Consider the following 24,238-nt stretch of genomic DNA (forward strand, 5'->3'; position numbering starts at 1 on the left):
GTGTCGGCCATGATCGGCACACTCGACGTCGTCGTCCTGGACTGCCCGGACACCCGCGCCCTCGCCCGCTTCTACGCCGAGCTGCTCGGCGGGGAGATCGTCGGCTTCGACGAGGACTGGGCGGAGCTCGCACTCCCGTTCACCGACCACCGTCCGATCCTGGCGTTCCAGCAGGTCGACGACTACCGGGCGCCGGACTGGCCGGGGCAGACGGTCCCGCAGCAGAGCCACCTCGACGTGAAGGTCGACGACCTCGACGACGGCGAGGCCGCGGTGCTCGCGATCGGTGCGACGGCGACGGGGTCGGGCACGGAGACGTTCCGCGTCTACCTCGACCCCGCGGGGCACCCGTTCTGCCTCATCCGGCCGTCGGACTGACCGGTTCGGTCGCGAGACCCTCGACCACGGTGACGTTCGGCAGCGCGGTGAGTGCGGCGCCCGGCAGGAAGAGCTTCGCGGCGCGACGACCGGCGCCGATGACGACCTCGGGGGCGTCGAGGACGCGTGCGTCGATGTAGAGCGGCCACGACGACGGCAGCCCGATCGGGGTGATGCCGCCGTACTCCATGCCGGTCAGCTCGACCGCTTCGTCCATCGGGGCGAAGCTCGCCTTCCGGACGTCCAGCAGCTGCTTCACGACGCGGTTGACGTCGAGCTTGGTCGATGCCAGGACGACGCAGGCGGCGTAACGGATCTCGTCGCCGCGCTTGCCCGCGACGACGATGCAGTTGGCGCCGCCGGCCAACGGGTAGCCGTACGCCTCCGAGAACGCAGCGGTGTCGGCCAGGTCGGCGTCGATCGGGGCGCCCTCGATCTTCATGACGACCTCGGTCGGCAGCGCGACGAGGGCTTCGGCGACGGGGATCGCGAGGAATCCGGTGGCGACCAGGGCGGGAACACGTTCGAGCGTCGGCATGGCTCCACCGTAGGGAAGCGATCCCGCACGAGGGTGGAGCCATGACCGAACTCCGGGCGATCGACGTCGACCAGTGGCCCCGCCGGGAGCACTTCGAGCACTACCGGCACCGCGTGCCGTGCGCGTACGAGGTGACCGTCGAACTCGACATCACCGCCTTCGTCGAGCGCGTCCGAGCGACCGGCCGTCGGACCTACGCGTCACAGCTCTGGGCCATCGCGACCGTGGTGAACCGGCACGACGAGTTCCGGATGCAGCTGCTGGAGGACGGCTCCCCCGCCGTGTGGGACCGCGTCCACCCGATGTTCACCGTGTTCCACCCGGACACCGAGACGTTCTCCGCCCTCGTCGTGCCGTACGACGGCGACTTCGGCACCTTCCACGATGCTGCGGTGTCGACGATGGAGGAGTACCGAGACGACACCCGGATGTTCCCGCAGGACGACCGGCCCAGCAACGTGTTCGACGTCTCGACCCTGCCAGGAGCATCGTTCACCGGCTTCTCGTTGCAGGTGCACGACGGCTGGGACCACCTGCTGCCGATCATCACGCTCGGCGGGTACCGGACCGCTGGTGACCGGACACTGCTGCCGCTGGCGCTGCACGTCAACCACGCGGCTGCCGACGGCTTCCACACGACCCGGCTGCTGCGCGAGCTCGAGGAGCGCTTCGCCGACCCTGGCTGGCTCGGCTGACCTTGCCCGTCGCTCCACCGCATCTCCTACGCTGACCCCATGACGTCGCAGTCGGACTCCCCCGCCCGCAAACGCATCGGGCTCGTCGGCGCGGGCGGCATCTCCGTCGCCCACCTGCCCGGGCTGCTCCGCCTGGGCGATGTCGTGGTGCACGCTCGCGAGGGCGCCCACGAACTCGTCGCCGCGTTCACCGACACCGCTCGGGCCGAGGGCAGCACGATCACCGTCGCCGACAGCCTCGACGAGCTCCTGGCTGCGGTCGACGTCGTCGACGTGGTGGTCCCGACGCACGCCCACGCCGAGGTCGTCCGTGCGGCGATCGCGGCCGGCAAGGACGTCGTCTCCGAGAAGCCCCTGGCCCGGACCGACGCGGACGCGGCGGACCTGGCGGCCCGCGCTGCGGACGCAGGCGTGCAGCTCTACCCGGCCCAGGTGGTGCGCTGGTTCCCCGCGTACGCGCGCCTGCACGAGGCCGCGACCACGGGCCTCCTGGGCGACCTGGCGGTGTTGCGGTTCTCGCGGTCCGGCGCCTTCCCCACCCACGTCCCCTGGTTCGGCGACCGTTCGCTGTCGGGCGGGATCGTGATGGACCAGATGATCCACGACCTGGACATCGCGCGCTGGGTGGCGGGCGAGGTGACCCGGGTGTCGGCGGTGAGCGTCCGCGCGGGTTCCGAGGCCGAGCCCGTCGAGGCGGCGCACGTCCTGCTCACGCACGAGTCGGGCGCGATCAGCCACGTCGCCGGGCTGTGGGGGCCGCAGCACCTGGCCTTCACGACCGAGTACTCGGTGACGGGGACGCTCGGCAGCCTCTCGCACTCGTCCCGGGCCGAGGAGGACACCCGGAGCGACCTGGCGGCACCGGCTTCCGTGGACGGTTTCCTGCCGACGGTCGATCCGGCGGACGATCCGTACGCGCTGGAGCTCGCCGACTTCCTCGCCGCGTTCGACGGTGGTGCACCGCCCCGGGTGACCGTGGACGACGGCGTCGCCGCGGTGCGGATCGCGAACGCGGCGATCGCCTCGATCGAGTCCGGCCAGCCGGTCGAGGTCGCGCGGTGACGCTCCGGGTCGGGGTGCTCTCCTTCGCCCACACGCACGCCATCAGCTACCTCGGCGCCCTGGCGGCGATGCCGGACGTGGAGGTGCGCGGCACGGACCCGGGCGGGGTGTCCACGGGGACGGAACTCGGCGACCTGCGCGGCGCCGAACTGGCACGCGCGCTCGGCGCCGGGTACGCGGACTCCGTCGACGAGCTGCTCGCCTGGGGTCCGGACGCGGTGATCGTCACGAGCGAGAACGCTCGGCACCGCGAGTTCGTCGAGCTCGCGGCGGCAGCGGGGGCACACGTGCTTTGCGAGAAGCCGCTCGCGACCTCATGGCAGGACGGCCTCGCCATCCGCGAGGCGGTGGACCGCGCCGGGGTGCTGCTGATGATGGCGTTCCCGGTGCGCTTCGCCTCGGCGTTCGACCGGCTGCGCGCGACGCGGGACTCCGGCGCACTCGGCACGGTGTTCTCGGTGCGGGGCGCGAACAACGGCATGCTGCCCCTCGCCCGCGACTGGTTCACCGACGTCCGGCTGAGCGGAGGCGGCGCCCTCGTCGACCACGTCGTGCACGTCGCCGACCTGATCGACGGGCTGACCGGAGCGGCGCCGGTGTCGGTCACCGCCGTCGCCAACCGGGTGCTGCACGCAGACCGCGCGAACTCCGAGACCGCGGGCCTGGTGACCATCACGTACGACGACGGCACGATCGCGGCGATCGACTGCTCGTGGAGCCGACCGGACACGTCGCCGGTGTGGGGCGGGCTGACGCTCGACGTCGCGGGGACCGGTGGCACGGTGTCGGTGGACTTCTTCGGGGCGGCTGCTCGCGGGCTCGAGGCGGTCGGGGGCCGGCCGATCGAGCTCCGGTACGGACCCGACCACGACCTGCCGATGCTCCGGACGTTCCTGGCGGCGGTGCGGTCCGGGGAGCAGCCGCAGCCGGACGTCGGGGTCGGACTCCGGACACTGTCGATCGTGCTGGCGGCGCAGGAGTCGGTGCGGACGGGCAGGACGGTCCCGGTGCAGGTCGCGGAGTGAGCACCGCCCCGCGCTACGCTCGTCCCGATGCGCGCAACCGTGCGGGACGTGGCCGCCCTCGCCGGGGTGTCCCCGAAGACCGTCTCCAACGTCGTCAACGGCGGCGTGGTCGTGCGCCCGGAGACCCGCGAACGCGTCGAGCGGGCGGTCGCCGAGCTCGACTACGTGCCGAACCTCTCCGCCCGCGGGCTCCGCAACGGCCGCTCCGGAGCGATCGCGTTGACGCTGCCGGAGATGGGCAGCGCCTACTCCGCCGAGCTCGCGCAGTCCTTCGTGGAACTCGCCCGCGAACGCGGCTGGGTCGTGCAACTCGAGCAGACCGGCAACGACCCGGCCCGCGAACGCGAACTGGTCTCCCGTGCCCGGGCACACCTGGTGGACGGGCTCATCCTCAACCCGGTGTCGCTCAGCGCGAGCGTCCTGGCCTCGACCGAGGGGCTGCCGCCGACCGTCGTCATCGGCGAGGTCGAGCCCGAGCACGTCGACCAGGTGCACGTCGACAGCCGCGCGGCGGCCGAGCAGGTCACCGAACACCTCATCGCCCACGGGCACCGGCGCATCGCGATCGTCGGGGCGTCACCCGAGGGTGCCGCGACGGCGACCAGCGAGCTCCGCGAACGCGGCTACACCGCCGCGCTCGCCGCCGCCGGCATCACGCCCGACCCCTCGCTCCGTGTCCCGCTGCCGTCGTGGACCACGAGTTCCGCGGCGACGACCTTCGCGGCCTGGCTCGACGCGCACCCCCTGCCCGACGCCGTCTTCGCCTTCACCGACTCCATCGCGTTCGGGGTGCTGCACGTGCTGGCTGCCCGCGGCGTCCGCGTGCCCGAGCAGGTCAGCGTCATCGGGTTCGACGACGTCGACGCGGCCGCGTACGCGATCCCGTCGCTCAGCACGGTGTCGTTCGACCGTCGGGCCTTCGCGACGGCGGCGCTCGACCTGCTGACCCGGCGGATCGCGGACCGCAGTGCCGCGCCGGAGACCGTCGTCGTGCCGCACCGGATCGTCGAGCGCGCGAGCGTCGCCGACCGCCCGCGCTGACGCTGCTGCCGCGCCGCTTCGCTGCCGCCGCCGCCACGCCGTTTCGCGCTGACCGACACCTCACGCGGTCGCGCGCCCACGAAGTGTCGCTCAGCGCGAAAGACCGCCAGCGCCGCCGCCGCCGGAGCCGCCGCCAGCGCCGTCGCCCCCGCCCGGGTCCGCCGCTGCCAGCACCGCCGACCGCGTCCGCGCATCGCCGAGGATCCGGAAGTGCCCACCCACCGGCAGCCGCACGTTCGTGGCGCCCTGGAGCTCGCTGCCCTCGGGGATGAGCGTGTCGAACACCCCGTACACCGAGGTGATCCGCGCGTTCGCGTCGAGTTCCCGCGCCAGCCCCGCCAGCACCGGGTCGGCCGCCCGGAACGCCCGCAGGTGCGGCACCGGCGCGAGCCGCGCGTAGACGGACCCCGCGAAGGGCGTCGACACCGCGACCATCCGGTCGATCCGCTCGTGCTGGTCGAGCTGCGTCATCGCGTACTTGCCGATGAGCCCGCCCTTGCTGTGCGCGAGCACGAGCACGTTCCGTAGGTCCTGTTCCTCCAGGGTCGCGATCACCTCGCGCGCCGAGTCCGGCACGGGCCGCAGGTTGTGCCGCAGGACGGGCAGCACGTGCACCGGGTGTCCCCGGTCGTGCAGTGCGTCCATCAGCGGCCGCATGAAGTGCCAGGTCTCGTAGACGCCGGGGACCACGACGACGGGCTGCCCGGCGCCGGTCCGGTAGTCGTCCGCGGTGGTCGGGCCGAAGCTGCGCACCTGCCAGCGTGCCGCGTACCCCCAGTCGAGTGCGGCCCACCACGCGCGTCGCACCAGCGGGACACGGCCTGGAGGCCCGGATCGCGCCGTCCGCGCCGCCTCCGTCCCCGACGTGGCCGGCCGGGTCATCGCAGCCCCTCCAGGCGCTCGGCGCTGCGGAAAGACTCGAGGAGGCGTGCGAACGCGTCCGGCTGCCGTTCCTGCACGTGGTGTGGGCCGTCCAGTTCCACGAAGGTGCCGTTCGGCGCAGCGGCCGCGACCCGAGCCGACCAGTCGTGCCGCGCGATCGGGTCCCGGGTGCCGCGGACGACGAGGACGGGCTGCGGCACCTCGGTGATCGTCTGCTCGGTCGGGTAGCGGAGCATCGGCCCGAGCTCGCGCGTGTACTGCCGCATGCTCCGCAGGTAGTCGGTGACCAGGACGCCGTTCATCCGGACCCCCTCGACGAACCCGTCGCGGCCCAGGTCGAGCGCCTGCAGCGGGAGCGATCGCCGCTCGGAGTCGATCACCGGACCGACGAGCACGATCGCCGCGACGGTCTCCGGGTGGCGCCGGGCGGACTCGACCACGACCTGGGCACCCATCGACTGCCCGACGAGCACCAGGTCGCCGTCGACCAGGTGGCGGACGGCCCGCACGACGACGTCGCCGAGCTCCTCGATGGGCAGCCGCCGACCGGCCGCTGGCAGCCAGCCGAACCCCGGCAGGTCGACGCTGATCGTGCGGTGCTCGGCGGCGACGGCGCGCTGCGACCGGGCGAAGGACCGGTGGGACATCCCGATGCCGTGGACGAACACGACGGTGGGGTCGGTGTCGTCGCGGACCGGCTCTCGCGCCGCCATGGTGTGCAGGCGCACGGGCACCCCGTCGATCCGGACGGTCTCCACAGCAGCGCGCACGAGCCGAGGCTACGCGGCGGTTCGCAGCACCGGGTCAGCCTCGTCATCGGCTGTGCATAGCCGAGCCGTGTGCACTCCTGGCATGAGCGACATCACTCCCACCAACGGTCACCAACCGGACGGCTCCGACCCGGCGAACCGGGCGACCACGCCGACCGGCTGGGGTGCCGCCCCGACCCCGACGTCGACCTCCACGCTCGACGCCCCCGCGCCGCAACAACAGCAGCAGCAGCAGCAGCAGCAGCAGCCGTACCGCGCGGACGCTGGCGCCAGGAACCCGGGCGCCTGGGACTCCACCGCCCCGAACGGCGCCACCCCCTGGTACGGAGCCGCAGCCGGCGCCGCGAGCCCGACCAACCGCCGCAGCACCGGCCCGAAGCCCCCATGGTTCTGGCCGCTCCTCGCCGCGATCGTCGGGCTCGCCGCACTGCTCGTCGGCGGAGGCGTCGGGTTCGCCATCGGCCACGCGATCGGTGCGGACCGGACGCAGTCGACGACGCAGGTCCCCGGCACGAACCGGTTCCCGGGCAACGGCACCGGCCAGGCCCCCGGGTACGGCTCCGGCAGCACCGACGGCACCGGGAGCTGACGGGCGCGTACGATCCGTCCCATGCGGAAGACCACTGCCGGTCTGTTCACGTCGGTCGACGGCGTCGTGCAGGACCCCTACGAGTTCCAGTACGACAGCTTCGACGACGAGCTCGGCGCCGGGATGGGTGCCTTCATGGCCCGCACCGACACGGTGCTGCTCGGCCGGAACAGCTACCTCGAGTGGTCCGAGTGGTGGCCCGCCCACCCGGACGACCCCTTCGGGCAGTGGATCAACCCGATCGAGAAGCACGTGGCCTCCACCACGCTCGGCGACGACCTGACCTGGCAGAACAGCACGCGGATCCCGGGCGACGTCCCCGCGTTCGTGCGCGACCTGCAGCAGCGTGAGGGGGCCGACATCGCCGTGTGCGGCAGTGTCACGCTCGTCCGCAGCCTGCTGTTCGCCGGGGTCCTCGACGAACTGCAGCTCATGATCCACCCGGCGATCGCCGGCCGTGGCCGGCGACTGTTCGAACCGACCGACCCGCCCACGCGCCTGCGTCTGGTCGACAGCACCGTGACGAGCAAGGGGAACGTGCTGAACACCTACGGGCGGTTCGACGCCTGACGGACGCACCGCGGGCCTCCCGGCCTCTGCCCGTCATGCGCCCCGGCAAACCGCGCGTACCCTCGTGGGTGACCATCCGCACCCGAGGAACACCGGAGCAAGCATGACCCAGGACACCCGCCCGCATGTCGTCATCGTCGGCGGTGGATTCGCCGGTGTGGCCGCCATGCGGGAGCTCGCCGATGCGCCGGTCCGGGTGACCCTGGTCGACCGCCACGTCTACAACATGTTCCAGCCCCTGATGTACCAGGTGGCGACGGGCGGCCTGAACGCCGGCGACGTGACGTACTTCCTGCGCTCGCTCCGGGCCCGCCAGTCGAACGCCGAGTTCCGTCACGGCCTGCTCACCGGCATCCGCACCGACGAGCGCATCGCCGAGATGTCCGACGGCGAGCACCTGCACTACGACTACCTGATCCTCGCCAACGGCGTGAACACGAGCTACTTCGGCACCCCCGGTGCGTACGAGTACGCGTACTCGATGTACTCCCGTTCGCAGGCACTCCGCATCCGCGACGAGCTGTTCACCCGGCTCGAAGAAGCGGCGGCGAACCAGGGCCCCGACGAGATCCGCATCGTGATCGTCGGTGGCGGTGCGACCGGCGTCGAGATGGCCGGCGCGCTCGCCGAGCTCCGCGACCAGGCACTCGTCGGCGCGTACCCGGAGATCGAACGCGGCAACATCTCGATCACCCTCGTGCACCGCAGCGGCGAGCTGCTCAAGCCGTTCGCCCCGCGCCTGCGCCGGTACGCCGCCAAGGTCCTGCGCAAGCGCGGTGTCGTGCTGCGGCTGAACACCGGCGTCTCCGAGGTCAAGCGCGACGGCGTGATGACCGCGGACGGCGAGTTCATCCCCGCGTCGCAGGTGATCTGGGCGACCGGAGTCGCCGCCCACAAGGAGGTCTCCGGCTGGGGCCTGCCGCAGACCCACGGTGGCCGCATCCAGGTGAACGACGACCTGAGCGTGAAGGGCGCCGAGCGGATCTTCTCCGCCGGCGACATCGCGGCCCAGGACGACGCCCTCGCCCAGCTCGCCCAGCCCGCGCTGCAGGGCGGACGGCACTCGGCGCGGCAGATCGTGCGCCTGCTCGAGGGCAAGGCCACCGAGCGCTTCAAGTACTTCGACAAGGGCACCATGGCGACGATCGGCACGAACGCCGCGGTCGCCCAGCTGCGCGGCGGGATCACGATGGTCGGCCCGGTCGCCTGGCTGGCCTGGGTGTTCGTGCACATCACGAGCCTGCTCGGTGCCGGCAACCGGATGTCGACCCTGACCCACTTCTTCGTCCGCTACGTGTGGTTCATGCGGAAGCGATCGATCCCGATCGTCGGCGACGTCCGCCCGGTGCGCCCGAACGGCGACCGCGAGCCGGACCCCTGGCAGCTGCAGAAGGCCGAGTAGCCGCGCGCGGTCGCTCGCACGCTCGCTTCGTGAGCAGGAACGGTCGGGTCCGCACGTCGGACCCGACCGTTCCTGCTCACGATGTGCGTGCGGTGGACGCGGGGCGCGACGGCCTGGAGGCGCGGTGCGGGCCGGCCACGGGCCTCCCGGCTGGCGCGTGGTGCGCGGGGCTGGCGCCGACGCGTGGCCGGGACCGTGGGGCCTGCCGACGCGGAACGACCATGTCGCTGTCGGACGACAGCGACATGGTCGCTGCGCGCGCCGCGCGACAGTGCGCGCGTGCAAGGAACGACGTTGTCGAGGTCGTACGACGTCGACACTGTCGTTCGGCGTCGGCCCGGACGAGCCTGGTGCACCCCGCTCGTTGAGACTCCTCTTACCCGCGAGGAGGACCCTGGTCGGCGACACGCAACCGAGCAGCGCGGGGAGGGACCATGGCGACGACCACGCTGACCCACGCGCCGACGCAGGCGCGGCCACAGCACCGCACGGCCGCCCCGGCGCACTCCGAGGCCGGGTCACCGCAGGCTCCACCACCTCCGCTCACGCACCGCGCACCCGCGCTCGACGGACTCCGGACCATCGCCATCCTGGTCGTCGTCCTGTACCACCTGCACGTGCCGCAGTTCGAGGGCGGCTTCATCGGCGTGACGGTGTTCTTCGTGCTGTCCGGCTTCCTCATCACGACGCTGCTGCTCGGCGAACGGCGTCGTACCGGGCGGGTGCGCCTCGGCTCGTTCTGGGTGAAGCGGCTGCTCCGCCTCTACCCGGCACTGCTCGCGCTCGTCGTCGTCGGGCTCCTGCTCTGGAACTGGGTCGGTGACTACAAGGGCGCTTCGCTGTCGTCCGGCGAAGCGGCGTTCATCGCGCTGACCTACACGGGCAACCTGTTCCGCGCCTTCTGGGACACCTCGCAGGGCGTGTTCGCGCACACGTGGAGCCTGTCGATGGAGGAGCAGTTCTACCTGGTGTGGCCGCCGGTCCTGGTCCTGCTCGCCGTACTCCGGGTCCGCCGTCGCTGGCTCCTGGCGGGGCTCGGGGTCCTGGTCGTCGGGGCTTCGGCGGCGTCGTGGGCGAGCTACCGCAGCCCGAGCGGCGGTGCCACGCCCGACGTCTACTTCTCGCCCGTGCTCGGGGTGGTGCCGCTCGCGATCGGCTGCGGGCTGGCCCTGCTGCTCGACGACGAACGGGTGCGCGTCCGGGCCGCCGGGGTCCTCGGGCACGTGGCGACCTGGCTCGGTCTCCTGCTGCTGGTCGGGGTGCTGCTCGGGATCGACGACGACTGGACCCAGCACGCGTCGACGTTCGGCATCGTGCTGCCGCTGACCGGTGTGATCGCGGCAGTGACGATCGGCGGGCTGGTCTCGGTCCGCTCCCCCGTGTCCGCCGCCCTGGCCTGGACGCCGGTGTCGTGGTTCGGCCGCCGGGTGTCGTACTCGGCGTACCTCTGGCACCCGCTGGTGATCGCGCTGCTCGGCACCTTCGCGATCGGCCCCTGGGGCACGGTCGGCCTGGTCGGCGCGGTGGCGATCGTGTCGATCGGCGCCGCCTACGCCGTCGAGGTGCCCGTCGAGCGCTTCCGCGCACGGGTCCGAGCGGGTCGCAGGGCCGCAGCGCACGCCGCGCCCGCGACCCCGCCCGCGCAGCGCATCGAGTGAGCAGAACACGTCGAGTACAGCCCGCTGACCCGACGTCTTCTGCTCACTGAACGCCGCGACGAACGGTCACCGTAGGCTCAGCGGCGTGCCCATCGAACGCGTCGACGTCCTCGTCGTCGGCGGCGGCCCCGTCGGGCTGTTCGTGGCGGCACTCCTGGCGGCGCGGGGCGTCGATGTCCGGGTGTGGGAACGCCGGGACGAGCCCCCGACCGGTTCGCGGGCCATCGGCATCCACCCGCCGTCCCTCGACGCGTTCGCCGCGATCGGTCTGGACACCGCGGTGCTCGCCGAGGCCTCGCTGGTGCACGCCGGCGTGGCCCGGAGCCGCGGTCGGACCCTCGGCACCCTGCGCTTCGACCGCGCGTCGCCGACCCACCCGTACGTGGCCACCCTCGACCAGCACCGCACCGAGTCCCTGCTCCGCGACCAGCTCCGGGCCAGCGCACCGGGCGCTCTGCGGACCGGGACCACCGTGACCGCGCTGTCCCGGCACACCGACCACGTCGACGCCACCGGGACCGGACCGGACGGCGGCACCGTGACGGTCCGTGCGGCCTTCGTCGTCGGGGCCGACGGTGCCCGGAGCGCCGTCCGCGACCTGCTCGGCATCGGCACGACCGGGCGCGAGTACCCGGACCGCTACGTGATGGGCGACTTCGCCGATCCCGAGGCGCCGTCGGCCCGCTCGGCCGCGCTGGTCGACGTCGGCCCGGACGGCGTCGTCGAGTCCTTCCCGCTGCCGGGCGCGCGTCGCCGGTACGTCGCCCTGGTGCCGGACGACGACGCCTTCGCTTCGGCCGAGGGCAGCTGGACGGGCACGCCGGACCCCGCGGTCGTCGCACGCCTGGCCGCGCTCGTCGCCGAGCGCACCGGTGTCGTCCCCGACCCCGCGACCTGCTCGATGACCAGCGGCTTCCGGGTGCGCCGCCGCGCCGCCGACCGCGTGGGCGTCGGCCGGGTCGTGCTCGTCGGGGACGCCGCCCACGAGATCAGTCCGATCGGCGGGCAGGGCATGAACCTCGGGTGGCTCGACGCCGCCGAGCTCGCGCCGTTGCTCGCCGGAGCGGTCCGCACCGGCACGGCCGGGCCGTGGCCGGGCTACGCCGCCCGCCGCCAGGCAGCCGCTCGACGCGCGGCTCGGCAGGCCGAGGTGAACATGGCACTGGGACGTCCGCTCGGCCCCGTCACGGCGACCGGCCGGGAGGCGCTGCTCCGGACCGCCCTGTCCCTGCCGACCGCGCATGGCCTGGCCCGGCTCTACGCGATGCGCTGGGCCTGACGGCTCGCGTCCGGCGCACCGGCGCAATCGCGCGGTCACGCAGTCGCGCAGTCGCGCAGTCGCGCAGTCTGTTCCGCGTCGTCAGGCGACGAGTCGCGCGCCCGCGAAGCCGAGCTCGACGACGAGCACGAGCGACGACGCGATGACCAGCCGGAACAGGGTACGTGATGCCCGCCCCGCGAGCACCAACCGGACGCCGACGACGGCGAGCACCGCCACCACGACGGCACCGAGGACCGCGAGCACGACCCCGAGCCCCTGCACGGGGTCGTCGCCGAGCACCTGTCCGCCGAGCACCAGCGCTGCAGCGACGACGAGCGAGGCGAACGCGACGATCCCCGCGCCGCGGAGCCCGAGCCGGTGCGGGAAGCCCCGCACCCCGGTGGCGGCGTCGTCGACCAGGTCGGGCAGCACGTTGGTGCAGTGGATCGCGATCCCGAAGACGGCCCCCGTGGCGATCGCCCAACACTCCGGCCACTGCCCCTCGGGCCCGGCCGCGACGGACACGACCGGCAGCAGCCCGAAGGCGACCACGAACGGCGCCACCGACCACACCGAACGCTTCAGCCCGGCGTCGTAGGCCCACCCGGCGGCGACGAGCACGAGGTGCGCGACCGCGGCGACCGGCCCCAGGAACAGCGAGAGCACCACGGCGGCCCCGGCGGTGGCGTACGCGGCGGTGCGGACGGTGCCGACGGCGATGAGGCCGCGGGCGACGGGCTTGTCGCTCCGCCCGACGGCCCGGTCGCGGTCCGCGTCGATCCAGTCGTTCGCCAGCCCGATGGACAGCTGCCCGGCGACGACCGTCAGCGCCACCAGCACCACGAGCCAGACGGGGTGCCCGACGGCGGCGGCGATCACCGCGGCGAGGACGGTCACGGTGACCGTGGGTCCGGGGTGCGACGACGCGAACAGCAGACGCGCGGTCGACGGGGTGCGGCTGGCGGTCACCCGGTCAGCGTACGGATCGCCCCTGCGCGGTCGTGGGGCGGATCACGGAACCGCCGTCACCTCGACGCTGAAGCGGTCGACGAGCTCACGCTTGAGCACCTTGCCGCTCGGACCGAGCGGCAGCGCCTCGAGGACGTGCACCACCCGCGGGTACTTGTACGCGGCGATCTCGGCCGCGACGAAGTCGACCAGGACCTGCGGCTCGACGGTCGCGCCGGCGTGCAGGACGACGGCGGCCTCGACCTCCTGCCCGTGCACCGCGTGCGGCACGCCGAACACCGCGGCCATCGCGACGTCGGGGTGGGTGGCGAGCACTTCCTCGACCTGCCGCGGGTACACGTTGTAGCCGTTGCGGATGATCATGTCCTTCGTGCGGTCGACGATCGTCAGGTACCCGTCGTCGTCCTTCGTGCCCAGGTCACCGGTGCGGAACCACCCGTCGACGATGGCCTCGGCGGTGTCCTCGGGTCGGTCGAGGTACCCGTTCATCAGGTTGTGGCCACGGATGACGAGCTCACCGATCTCGCCGTGCGGCAGCATGACGATCGCGTCGCGGACCTCGGGGTCGGCGATCTCGACGTCGATGCCCCACACCGCCGTACCGATGGTGCCGGGCCGCGGCGGCTGCCCGACGTGGTTGAAGGTGGCGACCGGCGAGGTCTCGGTCAGCCCGTACCCCTCGTGGATCGGCGCGTCGAAGACCTGCTGGAACCGCTCGAGCACCGCCAGTGGGAGCGAGGCCCCGCCGGAGATCGCGTACCGGAGCGTCGGACGGGCCTCGGACCGGGTCGCGGCGTCGAGCAGCGCCATGTACATCGTCGGGACGCCCATGAAGATGCCGCAGCCGTGCTCGACCATCGCGGCGAGCGCCGTGTCACCGTCGAACTTCGGCAGCATGACGAGCGTCGCGCCGGTCCGGAACCCGGTGTTCATCGTGCAGGTCTGCCCGAACGTGTGGAACAGCGGCAGGGCGCCGAGCAGGACGTCCCCGCGGTGCATGTCGAACGTCGTCATCAGGTTGGTGTTGACCTGTTCGAGCAGCGCGAAGTGCGAGCCCTCGGCACCCTTGGGCTGGCCGGTGGTGCCACTCGTGTACAGGATCGTGGCGGTGTCGAACGGGTGCCGCGGCACGTAGGTGTCGAGCGGTTCGCTCTGCGCGGCCAGGGCCTCGAGCCGGTCGGGGCCGGCCGCGGACCCGTCGTCGGTCGTCGCCGGTGCGAGCACGGTCACGACGTCGACCCCGGCGAGCTCGGCTCCGGCGGCGCCCTCGCCGAGCAGCGGGGCAGCACAGACGAGCAGCGTCGCGCCGCTGTCGCGCAGGACGTACTCGATCTCGCGGCGCTTCAGCAGCGCGTGCACGGGCACGGCGACCGCGCCGAGGGCCAGCGTGGCGTAGTAGACGCGGGGGAAGTCCGCGACGTTCGGCACGAGCATCGCCACCTTCGACCCCTCGGTCACGCCCCGCGCGCGGAGCGCCCCGGCGTAGGCCAGTGTCTGCGCCCACAGCTCGGCGTAGGTGGTGCGGACGTCGCCCACGATGACGGCGACGTCGTCCGGGTACCGTGCCGCCGACTCGGCGAGGATCGCTGCGACCGACGCGGTCGCGCGGGTGGTGTGGGTGTCGTGCATGCCGGTCTCCGTCTTCGTCGACGACCTCGTCGTCGTCACCGCCGATCCTACGGCTCGACCCGGCGGCCCGGTCAGACAGGCGCGGACCGGTCAGACAGGCGCGGCCCGGTCAGACAGGCGCGGCCCGGCGGCCCGGTCAGACAGGCGCGGCCCGGCGCCCCGGTCAGACCGCGGACGCCGCAGGTTCCCGCCGACGGACGAGCACCCCGGACGCCAGGGCGATCCCGAGCAGGACGACGAGTCCGCCGACGGGCTCGTTCCACCGCACCCGTTCCCCCAGCACGAGCACCCCGAGCGCCACCCCGACCACCGGCGTCAGGTAGGTGACGGTGGAGGCGCGACCGGCGCCCCACGCCTGCACGAGCCGGGTGTTCCAGGCGTAGGCCAGCCCCGTGCCGACGCAACCGAGTGCGACCATCGCAGCCACGATCCTCCCGTCCAGCTGCACCGGACCGGTCGCGATGACGGGCGCGACCAGCAGGAGCATCCCGGAGGCCAGCGTCAGCTGGACCGTCGCCAGCGTGACCGGGTCGTACGCACTCGCCACCGCGACCCGGCGCAGGTAGGCGAGCCCGATGCCGTAGGACGCGGTCATGCCGAGCAGCGCGACCTGCCCCGGCACGCTCGCCAGGACCGCCGGGTCGGTCAGGACGTCCCACGGGCCGACCAGCACGAGCACCCCGACGATGCCGAGCACGATCCCGAGCACCTGCCGTCCGCGCAGCCGTTCGGACGGCACGAGCACCGCGAGCGCGGCCAGCGTCATGATCGGCGTCGTCGCGTTGTAGATGCTCGCGAGCCCGGACGGCACCGTCTGCTCGGCCCACGCCATCAGCGACGACGGCACCGCGTTGAGGAACACCGCGACGACCGCCAGGTGCGCCCAGGTCCGCGGCTCCCGGGGCCACCGGCGACGGGTGGCCAGGAGCACCACGACCAGCGTGACCCCACCGAGCACGGTCCGCACCGTGGCGACCTGCTGCGGGGCGAGACCGTCGAGTCCGATCTTCGCGAAGAGGAAGCTCGATCCCCAGGTCAGTGCGACGAGGGCGTAGAGGAGGGCGTTCACGTGGCCTAGTGTCGGACCACCGGGTGACATGCGGCAAACGCATGTCGCTCATGCCGACATGAGGAGGACGCATGACCGTCTCGGTCCAGCAACTGCGCGCGTTCGTCGCCACGCTCGACGCCGGGTCCTTCACCGCGGCGGCCGCCGCGCTGGGCGTCGGCCAGTCCGCGGTGTCCCACGCCGTCGCCGGGCTCGAACGCGAGGTCGGCGGCCCCGTGGTGCGCCGCGGCACGGTCGCCGCCGCCACACCGCTGGGCGACCGCCTGGTGGCCCACGCCCGCAGCGTGCTCGCCTCGGTCGAAGCCCTGGAGGCGGTGGTCCGGCCCGCCACGGCGCGCGGCACCGTGCGCCTCGCCGCCGTCCCCACCGTCTGCCAGGGCCTGCTGCCGCGGCTCCGCGAGCTGTGGGCCGTGACCCTGCCGGACGTCGACGTGCAGGTCTACGAGGGGGACGACGACGAGATGCCGGAGTGGCTCGAGGCCGGCACCGTCGACGCCGCCGTGCTCGTCGACCCGTCGCCGGTTCCCGAGGGTGGCGTGGTCGTGGCGCGGGACGAGATGGCCGCCGTGATCCGTCGCGACCACCCCCTCGCCGAGCTGCCCGCACTCACCCTCGACGACCTGCACGAGGACGGCCTGGTGGCGGGCGGCGGCGGCTGCGAGTACCAGATCCAGAAGCTGCACGAGCTCGACGGCCGGCCGTTCCGGTACGCCCACCGGGTGCGGGAGATGAGCACGATGTTCGGGATGATCCAGCGGGGCGAGGGCGTGTCGATCGTGCCGACCCTGGGCCGCGGGATGCTGCCGCCGGACCTGGTGATGATCCCGATGGCCCGGCGGCTCGAACGGACCCTGGTGCTGAGCGGGCCGTCGTCCCGTGCGTGGCACCCGTTGGCGCGGGCCCTGGTGGACGCGGTCTGAGACGGACGGTCCCCTGGTCAGGCACCTTCGGCAGCTCCGGCACCTCCGACCTTCGGCGGATCCGCTCGTGACGACGGCTCCCTAGGCTCGGGGCATGACCTCGACCGCGCTCCCCGCCGTGCCGCTCGGGCAGCGTGTGTGGTCCCAGACCTGGCGTGTCGCCGTCGCCGCCCTGACCGGGCTGCTCACCGCTGGGCTCGTGTGGCCGTCGATGGACACCCGCGGCTGGAGCGACCTCCACGTCGGCGCGCTGCTCCTCGGCGACGTGGGTGCCGGTCTGGCCGCCCTCGTCCTCCTGCCGTTCCGGCACCGGGCACCGCTGCTGATCACGGTCGTCATCGCTGCGCTCAGCTCGGTGTCGACCCTGGCGGTCGGGGCGGCCGCGATCGCCACGGTGTCGCTCGCCACCCGGCGCCGGGCCGTCGAGCTCGCCGTCGCCGGTGCGGTGCTGCTCGGTGCCACGGTGCTCTACGACGTCGTCCTGGCGCCCCCGGCCGACGACATGCCGCTCTGGCAGATCCTGGTCGCGGGCATCGTCGGCATCGCCCTGCTCGTGGTCATCGGCATCGCGATCGGGCAGCGCCGGGCGCTCCTGCTGTCGCTGCGCGAGCGCGCCGCCCTGCTCGAACGCGACCAGCAGCTGCGCGAGGACCGTGCCCGCGAGCAGGAGCGCGCCCACATCGCCCGCGAGATGCACGACGTCCTGGGCCACCGGCTGTCCCTGGTCGCGCTGCACGCCGGTGCGCTCGAGTACCGCGGCCCGGGGCTCACCCCCGACGAGACCGCCGCCGCGGCCGGGGTCGTGCGGGCCGAGGCGCACTCCGCGTTGACCGACCTGCGCGACGTCCTCGGGGTGTTGCGCGACCCCGCGGCGACCGGCGGCGACGAGGTCACCGGCACCGCGCCTCCGCAGCCGACGCTCGTCGACCTGCCCGCCCTGCTCGACCAGGCGCGTGCCGGCGGCGCGACCGTCCGGGCACGCGTCGACGCCGACGGCGCGGCGGTGCCGACGGCAGTCGGACGGCACGCCTACCGGATCGTGCAGGAGTCGCTGACGAACGCCCGCAGGCACGCCCCCGGACAACCCGTCGACGTGGTGGTCGAGACCGTCCCCGGTCCCGGGGTCCGGGTGGTGGTGTCGAACCCGCTGACCGACGGACCTGCGCCGGCGGACGCGTCCGGGAAGACCGCCGGGCACGGCCTGCGCGGGCTCGCCGAGCGCGCCCGGCTCGTCGGCGGGAGCTTCCGTGCCGGCAGCGACGACGGACGCGTGCACGTGGTCGAGGCGGTGCTGCCGTGGACGCCGTGACCGCTCCCGTCCGCGTCGTCCTGGTCGACGACGACCAGCTCGTGCGTGTCGGGCTCCGCATGCTGCTCAGCGGCGACGACGGCCTGGTGGTCGTGGGCGAGGCGGGCGACGGGCTCGAGGCCGAGGCCGTCATCGCGTCGACCACGCCCGACGTCGTGCTCATGGACATCCGGATGCCCCGGTGCGACGGACTCGTCGCCACCGAACGCGAACTGCGCCGACGACCCGACCTGGCCGTCCTGGTGCTGACCACCTTCGAGGGGGACGACCTCGTGCTCGGGGCACTGCAGGCCGGCGCCCGTGGGTTCCTGCTCAAGGACACCCCGCCGCACGAACTCGTGCAGGCCGTGCGGACCGTGGCGGCCGGGCGCTCGATCCTGTCCCCGTCCGTGCTCGACCGGGTGATCGCGTTCGCGGCCGGACCCCGCTCGGGCCAGGCGGCCGGTGGCCCGGGCGGCGCACCGGCCGGGTCATCGGCCGGTGCCGCTTCGGACGACACCGAGGCGCGCCGGCTGCTCGCCCTGCTGACCGAGCGGGAGCGGGAGGTCGCACTCGCCGTGGCGAACGGGGCGTCGAATGCGCAGATCGCCGCCGACCTGTACGTGGGACTGGCCACCGTGAAGACGCACGTCGGGCACGTGTACGAGAAGTTCGGCGTCGAGAACCGGGTGCAGCTGGCGCTCGTGGTGCACGCGGCCCGGCGGGGAGAGCCGAGCGCGTGACCGGGTGACCGAGGCGCCGGGGCACCGGGTCGTCGGGTCGCCGGGTCGCCGGGTCGCCGGGTCGCCGGGTCGCCGGGTGACCGTCGGCTGAACGGACGACGGTGCCCCCTCGGCAGGATGGACCGATGGCCGAGACGCACGTGAAGACGTTCACCACCGCGGACGAAGCGGCAGCCGAAGCAGCCGGGCTCGCCTGGCTCGCCGAGGCCGAGGACACCGGAGGCACCCGCATCGCCCGCGTGCTCGGGAGCCCGACCCCGACCGTGCTCGACCTCGAGCTGGTCTCCGACGGCTCCCCCACCGCGACCCAGGCCGAGCGGTTCGGCCGGTCCCTCGCGCACACGCACGCCGCCGGTGCCGACCACTGGGGTGCGCCGCCAGCCGGCTGGACCCGCGGTGCGGCGCTGCGGATGGGCCGCTCGCGCACGCCGTTCGTCGCGGCCGATCGGGCACCGGCGACCTGGGGCGATTTCTTCGCCGAGTACCGCATCCGCGACTTCGTCCGCCGCATCGTCGACGCGGGCGGGTTCGACCACGCCGAGGCCGCGGTGTTCGAACGGGTCGCCTCGCGCGTGCAGGACGGCACGCTCGGGTCGCCGCAGCCCGCGCTCGTCGGGGACCGACCCGCGCGCCTGCACGGTGACCTGTGGGCCGGCAACGTCCTCTGGCCGACGGACTCGTCCGAACCGACCGGCGCCGTGCTCATCGACCCCATCGCGCACGGCGGGCACGCGGAGACCGACCTGGCACTGCTCGGGCTGTTCGGGCTGCCCCGGCTCGAGACGGTGCTCGCCGCCTACGACCGGGAGTCACGGCTGGCTGACGGCTGGCAGGAGCGCGTCGAGCTCCACCAGCTCGCGCCGCTGCTGCTGCACGTGTTCCTGTTCGGCGGCTCGTACACCGGGGCCGCACTCCGGGCCGCGCAGCGGTACGCCTGACCCCTCGCACCGTGCGAGGGGCGCCGCACGAACGGTGCGAGGTTCCACACTCCGTGCGACCCCGCGTGCCTCGCACCGAGTGCGGAACCTCGCACCACAGCAGACCGCCCTCTCGCACCGTGCGAGGGGGCGCACCGTGCGTCCTTAGCCCGCGCATAGCCGGCGCAGTGCAGCAGTCGGGGAACGCCCCGGATGCTCATCGACATGACCACGTACCCGATACCCGTGACCGACCGACGCGACCCCGCGCGCAGTGCCGCCCGGGATCGGCGCCGCCCGCCCCTCGCCCGGCTGTTCCTCGGCGAGCGCGAGGACGCCCGCTGGCTCCGGCCGGCGTTCTGGGCGCTCCTGGCCGTGACCGCCGTGGTGTACCTGTGGGACCTCAGCGTCTCCGGGTACGCCAACAGCTTCTACGCCGCCGCCGTGCAGGCCGGCACGAAGTCGTGGGAGGCGTTCTTCTTCGGCTCCCTCGACTCGTCGAACTTCATCACGGTCGACAAACCGCCCGCCTCGCTGTGGGTGATGGTGCTGTCGGCCCGGCTGTTCGGGTTCTCGAGCACCAGCCTGCTGCTCCCCCAGGCGCTGATGGCCGTCGGTTCCGTCGCCCTGGTCTGGGGCACGGTCCGCCGCACCCTGGCCCGACTCGGTGCCACCACCGCGAACGTCGGCGCCCTGCTCGCGGGCTTCGTCGTCGCAGCGACCCCGGCGGCGGCGCTGATGTTCCGGTTCGACAACCCGGACGCCCTGCTCGTCCTGCTGATGACCGCCGGGGCGTACTGCACGGTGCGGGCGCTGCCGAAGGGCAGCTGGAAGTGGATCGCGCTCGCCGGGGTGGCCCTCGGGTTCGCGTTCCTGACGAAGATGCTGCAGGGCCTGCTCGTCCTGCCCGCCTTCGGACTCGTCTACCTGTTCGCCGCCTGCACCGGATGGGGCCGGCGCGTGGTCGGCCTGCTCGTCGCGGCCGGCTCCCTCGTGGTGGCCGCCGGCTGGTGGGTCGTCGCCGTGTGGCTCTGGCCCGCCGAGTCCCGCCCGTACATCGGCGGTTCGACGAACAACACCGTCCTCGACCTGGTGTTCGGCTACAACGGCCTCGGCCGGATCTTCGGCGGCTCGGGCAACGGCGGCGGAGGCGGCGGCACGACCGGCGGCACCGCCGGAGGCTCGTTCGGCGGCTCGACGGGCCTGGACCGTCTGTTCTCGTCCGAGATGGGGCTCGAGATCTCGTGGCTCCTGCCCGCGGGGCTCATCGCCCTGGTCGTCGGGCTGGTCGTCGTCGGCCGTCGGCACCTGGCCGACCCCGCACGCGCCGGGCTGGTCCTGTGGGGCGGCTGGCTCCTGGTCACCGGACTCGTGTTCTCGTACATGTCCGGCACGATCCACCCGTACTACACGGTCGCCCTCGCCCCAGCGATCGCCGGACTCGTCGGGACCGGCGGCGCCCTGCTCTGGCACGCACGAGCCCGCTTCGTCGGCCGCCTCGGCCTCGCTGCGATGATCGGTGTCACCGCGTTCTGGGGCTGGTGCCTGCTCAACGAGAACCCGACCTGGCTGCCGTGGCTGCGCTGGGTGATGCTCGCCGGCGGGCTGCTGTCCGCGGCACTGATCGTCATCGGCAGCGTGCCGTCGCTGCGCCGGCTCGTCACGGTCGGCGTCCTCGCCGGCACCCTGTTCGGCCTGTCCGGCACCACCGCCTACGCCCTCGCCACGACGACCGTCGCGCACTCCGGTTCGATCCCGAGCGTCGGTCCGGCGGGCAGCAGCTCCGGTGGGATGGGCGGCGGCACCGGTGGCTTCCCGGGAGGCACGGACGGACCGGGTGGGTCGACCTCCGGCTCCGACGACGGCGGCTCCGACAGCACGTCCGACTCCCAGCAGGGTCCCGGCGGGACCCCGCCGGAGGGCGCCTCCGGCGAGGCGCCGGAGATGCCGGACGGCACGTCCGGTACGGCACCGGGCAGTGGGCAGGACGGCACGGACGACGCGACCTCCGAGGGTGGGTCGGGGACGAGCCTCCAGGCCGGGGGTGGTGGCGGGGGTGCGTCGACCTCGTCCGCCCTGCAGGAGCTGCTCGAGGCATCCGACGCGAAGTGGGCGGCCGCGGTCAACGGATCGCAGTCGGCCGCGCAGCTCGAACTCGACACCGACACCGCCGTGATGGCGATCGGCGGCTGGTCGAGCGACCCGGCACCGACGCTCGCGCAGTTCAAGGCCTACGTCGCCGACGGCGACATCGGGTACTACGTGTCGTCCGGCTCCGGTGGCGGCATGGGCGGCGGATCGTCGACCGCGTCGGCGATCCAGGAGTGGGTCGCAGCGAACTACGAGTCGACGACCGTCGGCGGCCAGACCGTCTACGACCTGAGCAGCACGGAGTGACCGGCGACGAGGGCGCGGTGGATAGGCTCCGGGACATGCCCGGCCCCCCGCTGCAGCGCACCGACGGCTCCCCCGTCCGCGCCCTCGTCGTCGACGACGAGCACGCCCTGGCCGAGGCCGTCGGCCTCGCGTTCGCGGGCGACGGCTGGGCCGTACGGTCCGTGCACCGCGGGCGCGACGTGCTGTTCGCGGCCCGGGAGTTCCAGCCCGACGTCATCGTGCTCGACGTGATGCTGCCGGACATCGACGGGTTCGAGGTCCTCGAACGACTCCGCGACGCCCGCGACGGCGTCCGGGTGCTGTTCCTCACCGCACGCGACGCCCCCGAGGACCGGCTCGCCGGGCTGACCGGCGGCGGCGACGACTACCTGACCAAGCCCTTCGGCATCGAGGAGCTGCTCGTCCGTGCCCGGATCCTGGCGCGCACCTCGACCAGGGTCGCCGCGGCCGGGGCGAGCGCCGAGGTCGTGGTCGGGGACCTCCGGCTCGACGAGGACGCCCGCTCGGTCAGCCGTGCCGGGGACCCCATCGAGCTCACGCCGACCGAGTACGAGCTGCTGCGGCACCTGGCCCGGAACGCCAACCGGGTGCTGTCCCGCGAGCAGCTGCTGGCGAGCGTCTGGGGCATGGACTTCGGCACGTCGTCGAACCTGGTGGACATGTACGTGTCGTACCTGCGGAAGAAGCTCGACGCCGGACGTGAGCCGATGCTGCAGACCGTCCGTGGGGCGGGGTACGTGCTCCGGCCGGCGACGTGAGCCGCCCCGGGCGCACCGGGCGTGTGCCGTCGTTGCGCTGGCGGATCGTGGCGGCCGTGGCCCTGCTGCTCGTGGCGACGAACGTCGTCGTGGGGGCGGTGACCGTCGTCGCGTTCCGGGGGTACCTGGTCGACCGGCTCGACGCGGAGCTGTCGACGGCGGCGATGCGGACCGTCGGCGGACGGGACGGGGCGGAACCGCCGCCGGGGGCGTCCGGGCCGCCGCCGGGGTCGTCGTCGTCGGGCTCGGGCTCGGGCTCGTCCTCGTCGTCGTCCTCGTCCTCGTCGAACGATCTGCCGGATCCCGACAACGCCTTCATCGGTGCGCCTGGGCAGTCTGCGGGCACGGTCATCGCCATCGTCCGCGACGGCGACGTGGTGCTCGGGGGCTACACCGACGGCGACGGTGACCAGCGCCGTCTGACCGCGGCGCAGCAGCGGACGCTCGCCGCGGTGCAGACCGGCCGCGACCCCGTGACGGTCGAACTCGGCACGCTCGGCGACTACCGGGTGCAGGCGGTCGGCGACGACGGCGACGTGTTCGTCACCGCGCTCCCCCTCGGTGACCTCGACGCCGCGATCGCTCGACTGCTGCTCGTCATCGGGGTCGTCACGGTGCTCGGGCTCGCCGTCGCCGCGTGGGCGCTCACGGTGCTCGTCCGTCGATCGCTCCGTCCGCTCGAACGCGTCGCCGCGGTGGCGTCCGGCGTGACCGCGCTCGACCTCGAACGCGGCGACCCGGACATCCCCGTCCGCGTCTCCGACGCCGACCTGCGCGCGAACCGCGAGGTCGCGCAGGTCGCCGGCGCGCTGAACCGGCTGCTGGGCCACGTCGCCCGGGCACTCACCGTCCGTCGCGACGCCGAGGCCGGCATGCGGACGTTCGTCGCCGACGCCTCCCACGAACTGCGGACCCCGATCGCCACCGTCCGGGCGTACGCCGAGCTGTCCGAGCGGACCTCGGACCTGGACGCCGTGCACCGCAACGTCGAACGGATCGGACGCGAGGCCGTCCGGATGGGCGACCTCGTCGACGAGCTGCTGCTGCTCGCACGGCTCGACGCCTCGGCCCTGGCGTCGGGGGCGCCGGCGTCGCAGGTCGTCCGCGAGCCGGTCGACCTGACGTCGCTCGTCGTCGACGCCACCGTGGACGCCCGCGCGACGGCGCCGGACCACCGGTGGACGCTGCAGGTCGTGGACGACCAGCCGGTGCTCGTGGCCGGTGACGAGGTGCAGCTCCGACGGGTGGTCACGAACCTGTTGACCAACGCCCGGACGCACACGGCGCCGGGGACTGCCGTCGTGGTGTCGTTGCAGTCGGTCCCCGAGTCGGGGTCGGCGTCTGCGTCTGCGTCTGCGTCTGCGTCTGCGTCTGCGTCTGACGGTGCCGTCGTCCGCTTCGTCGTGGCGAACGACGGGCCGCCGATCCCGGCCGAGTCCCTGCCGACCCTGTTCGACCGGTTCACCCGGGGTGAGGCCTCGCGCTCACGGGAGCACGGCACGAGCGGCCTCGGGCTCGCGATCGTGCGGGCCGTGGTCGTGGCGCACGGCGGCAGCGTGCGGGTCGCTTCGGAGCCCGGCCGGACCGCGTTCACCGTGGACCTGCCGGCCTCGGACGCTTCGTGAGCAGAAGACGTCGGGTGCCGCGACCGCACTCGACATCTCCTGCTCACCGAGT

General features: G+C 73.5%; 23 protein-coding genes. 17 read left to right on the top strand and 6 right to left on the bottom strand.

All coding sequences use genetic code 11. The annotated features are described in order from the left end of the window. The first annotated feature begins 9 nt into the window (after positions 1–9). Positions 10–378 carry a VOC family protein gene (locus tag DEI96_RS14405; RefSeq protein ID WP_071246991.1) on the top strand — a complete coding sequence of 123 codons (369 nt, stop codon included), beginning with the start codon at positions 10–12 and terminating at the stop codon, positions 376–378. On the opposite strand, the gene DEI96_RS14410 is transcribed toward DEI96_RS14405, so the two are convergent. Beyond that, on the bottom strand, positions 359–916 hold the full coding sequence (locus DEI96_RS14410; protein WP_111024662.1) for a YbaK/EbsC family protein: 558 nt from the start codon (positions 914–916) through the stop codon (positions 359–361). The genes DEI96_RS14405 and DEI96_RS14410 overlap by 20 nt on opposite strands. A 41-nt stretch (positions 917–957) precedes the next feature. On the opposite strand from DEI96_RS14410, the gene DEI96_RS14415 reads away from it, so the two are divergent. The 4 genes from DEI96_RS14415 to DEI96_RS14430 are packed head-to-tail and all read left to right on the top strand — an operon-like array spanning position 958 to position 4,739. Further along, positions 958–1,611: a CatA-like O-acetyltransferase gene (locus DEI96_RS14415; protein WP_111024661.1), complete on the top strand. Its 654-nt coding sequence runs from the start codon at positions 958–960 to the stop codon at positions 1,609–1,611. A gap of 39 nt (positions 1,612–1,650) precedes the next feature. Further along, on the top strand, positions 1,651–2,673 hold the full coding sequence (locus DEI96_RS14420) for a Gfo/Idh/MocA family protein (RefSeq protein ID WP_111024660.1): 1,023 nt from the start codon (positions 1,651–1,653) through the stop codon (positions 2,671–2,673). Next, a complete protein-coding gene (locus tag DEI96_RS14425) occupies positions 2,670–3,698 on the top strand; it encodes a Gfo/Idh/MocA family protein (protein ID WP_111024659.1) in 1,029 nt (342 codons plus the stop codon). Before DEI96_RS14420 ends, DEI96_RS14425 begins: the two co-directional genes overlap by 4 nt. Before the next feature lie 27 nt (positions 3,699–3,725). Further along, positions 3,726–4,739, top strand: coding sequence for a LacI family DNA-binding transcriptional regulator (locus DEI96_RS14430; protein WP_111024658.1), 1,014 nt, complete (start codon positions 3,726–3,728; stop codon positions 4,737–4,739). 90 nt (positions 4,740–4,829) lie between these two features. Here DEI96_RS14430 and DEI96_RS14435 read toward each other — a convergent pair whose 3' ends face one another. Continuing rightward, positions 4,830–5,546 carry an esterase/lipase family protein gene (locus DEI96_RS14435; protein ID WP_258372974.1) on the bottom strand — a complete coding sequence of 239 codons (717 nt, stop codon included), beginning with the start codon at positions 5,544–5,546 and terminating at the stop codon, positions 4,830–4,832. A 71-nt stretch (positions 5,547–5,617) separates the two neighbouring features. After that, on the bottom strand, positions 5,618–6,391 hold the full coding sequence (locus DEI96_RS14440; protein WP_146246955.1) for an alpha/beta fold hydrolase: 774 nt from the start codon (positions 6,389–6,391) through the stop codon (positions 5,618–5,620). 82 nt (positions 6,392–6,473) lie between these two features. Here DEI96_RS14440 and DEI96_RS14445 point away from each other — a divergent pair, with 82 nt between their 5' ends. The 5 genes from DEI96_RS14445 (at position 6,474) to DEI96_RS14465 (ending at position 11,889) form a co-directional block, all read left to right on the top strand. Continuing rightward, on the top strand, positions 6,474–6,980 hold the full coding sequence (locus DEI96_RS14445; protein ID WP_111024656.1) for a hypothetical protein: 507 nt from the start codon (positions 6,474–6,476) through the stop codon (positions 6,978–6,980). Between the two features lie 21 nt (positions 6,981–7,001). Then, positions 7,002–7,550: a dihydrofolate reductase family protein gene (locus DEI96_RS14450; RefSeq protein ID WP_111024655.1), complete on the top strand. Its 549-nt coding sequence runs from the start codon at positions 7,002–7,004 to the stop codon at positions 7,548–7,550. 103 nt (positions 7,551–7,653) lie between these two features. Next, a complete protein-coding gene (locus tag DEI96_RS14455; RefSeq protein WP_071406544.1) occupies positions 7,654–8,952 on the top strand; it encodes an NAD(P)/FAD-dependent oxidoreductase in 1,299 nt (432 codons plus the stop codon). Positions 8,953–9,386: 434 nt separating this feature from the next. Next, the gene (locus tag DEI96_RS14460; protein ID WP_111024654.1) at positions 9,387–10,610 is read left to right on the top strand and encodes an acyltransferase family protein; all 1,224 of its coding nucleotides are present in this window, start codon (positions 9,387–9,389) and stop codon (positions 10,608–10,610) included. 85 nt (positions 10,611–10,695) lie between these two features. After that, the gene (locus DEI96_RS14465) at positions 10,696–11,889 is read left to right on the top strand and encodes an FAD-dependent oxidoreductase (RefSeq protein ID WP_258372973.1); all 1,194 of its coding nucleotides are present in this window, start codon (positions 10,696–10,698) and stop codon (positions 11,887–11,889) included. Positions 11,890–11,970: 81 nt separating this feature from the next. Here the strand turns inward: DEI96_RS14465 and DEI96_RS14470 are convergent, their stop codons facing one another. The 3 genes from DEI96_RS14470 to DEI96_RS14480 form a co-directional block, all read right to left on the bottom strand. Then, complete coding sequence (locus tag DEI96_RS14470; RefSeq protein ID WP_111024653.1) at positions 11,971–12,840, bottom strand: UbiA family prenyltransferase; 870 nt, start codon at positions 12,838–12,840, stop codon at positions 11,971–11,973. 42 nt (positions 12,841–12,882) lie between these two features. Next, on the bottom strand, positions 12,883–14,469 hold the full coding sequence (locus DEI96_RS14475) for a long-chain-fatty-acid--CoA ligase (protein WP_111024682.1): 1,587 nt from the start codon (positions 14,467–14,469) through the stop codon (positions 12,883–12,885). A gap of 163 nt (positions 14,470–14,632) precedes the next feature. Beyond that, entirely contained in the window at positions 14,633–15,538 is a 906-nt protein-coding gene (locus DEI96_RS14480) for a DMT family transporter (RefSeq protein WP_111024652.1), read from the bottom strand. 71 nt (positions 15,539–15,609) lie between these two features. Between DEI96_RS14480 and DEI96_RS14485 the strand changes: the two genes are divergently transcribed. The 7 genes from DEI96_RS14485 to DEI96_RS14515 all read left to right on the top strand — a co-directional run bounded on the left by DEI96_RS14485 (position 15,610) and on the right by DEI96_RS14515 (position 24,186). Then, a complete protein-coding gene (locus tag DEI96_RS14485; protein WP_111024651.1) occupies positions 15,610–16,458 on the top strand; it encodes a LysR family transcriptional regulator in 849 nt (282 codons plus the stop codon). A 94-nt stretch (positions 16,459–16,552) separates the two neighbouring features. After that, positions 16,553–17,767, top strand: a complete 1,215-nt coding sequence (locus tag DEI96_RS14490; protein ID WP_111024650.1) for a sensor histidine kinase — start codon at positions 16,553–16,555, stop codon at positions 17,765–17,767. Beyond that, on the top strand, positions 17,755–18,489 hold the full coding sequence (locus tag DEI96_RS14495) for a response regulator transcription factor (RefSeq protein ID WP_111024649.1): 735 nt from the start codon (positions 17,755–17,757) through the stop codon (positions 18,487–18,489). The genes DEI96_RS14490 and DEI96_RS14495 overlap by 13 nt, the downstream gene beginning before the upstream one ends. Positions 18,490–18,614: 125 nt before the next feature. Beyond that, complete coding sequence (locus DEI96_RS14500; RefSeq protein ID WP_111024648.1) at positions 18,615–19,427, top strand: fructosamine kinase family protein; 813 nt, start codon at positions 18,615–18,617, stop codon at positions 19,425–19,427. Positions 19,428–19,631: 204 nt separating this feature from the next. Beyond that, on the top strand, positions 19,632–21,803 hold the full coding sequence (locus tag DEI96_RS14505) for an ArnT family glycosyltransferase (protein WP_284183609.1): 2,172 nt from the start codon (positions 19,632–19,634) through the stop codon (positions 21,801–21,803). Positions 21,804–21,838: 35 nt separating this feature from the next. Then, positions 21,839–22,561, top strand: coding sequence for a response regulator transcription factor (locus DEI96_RS14510; protein WP_111024431.1), 723 nt, complete (start codon positions 21,839–21,841; stop codon positions 22,559–22,561). Next, positions 22,558–24,186 (top strand): sensor histidine kinase, encoded by a 1,629-nt coding sequence (locus DEI96_RS14515; protein ID WP_111024432.1) that lies wholly within the window; start codon positions 22,558–22,560, stop codon positions 24,184–24,186. Before DEI96_RS14510 ends, DEI96_RS14515 begins: the two co-directional genes overlap by 4 nt. The last annotated feature ends 52 nt before the right edge of the window (positions 24,187–24,238 follow it).

The sequence above is a fragment of the Curtobacterium sp. MCLR17_031 genome (assembly GCF_003234775.2).
In the GTDB taxonomy this organism is placed as follows: Bacteria; Actinomycetota; Actinomycetes; order Actinomycetales; family Microbacteriaceae; genus Curtobacterium; species Curtobacterium flaccumfaciens.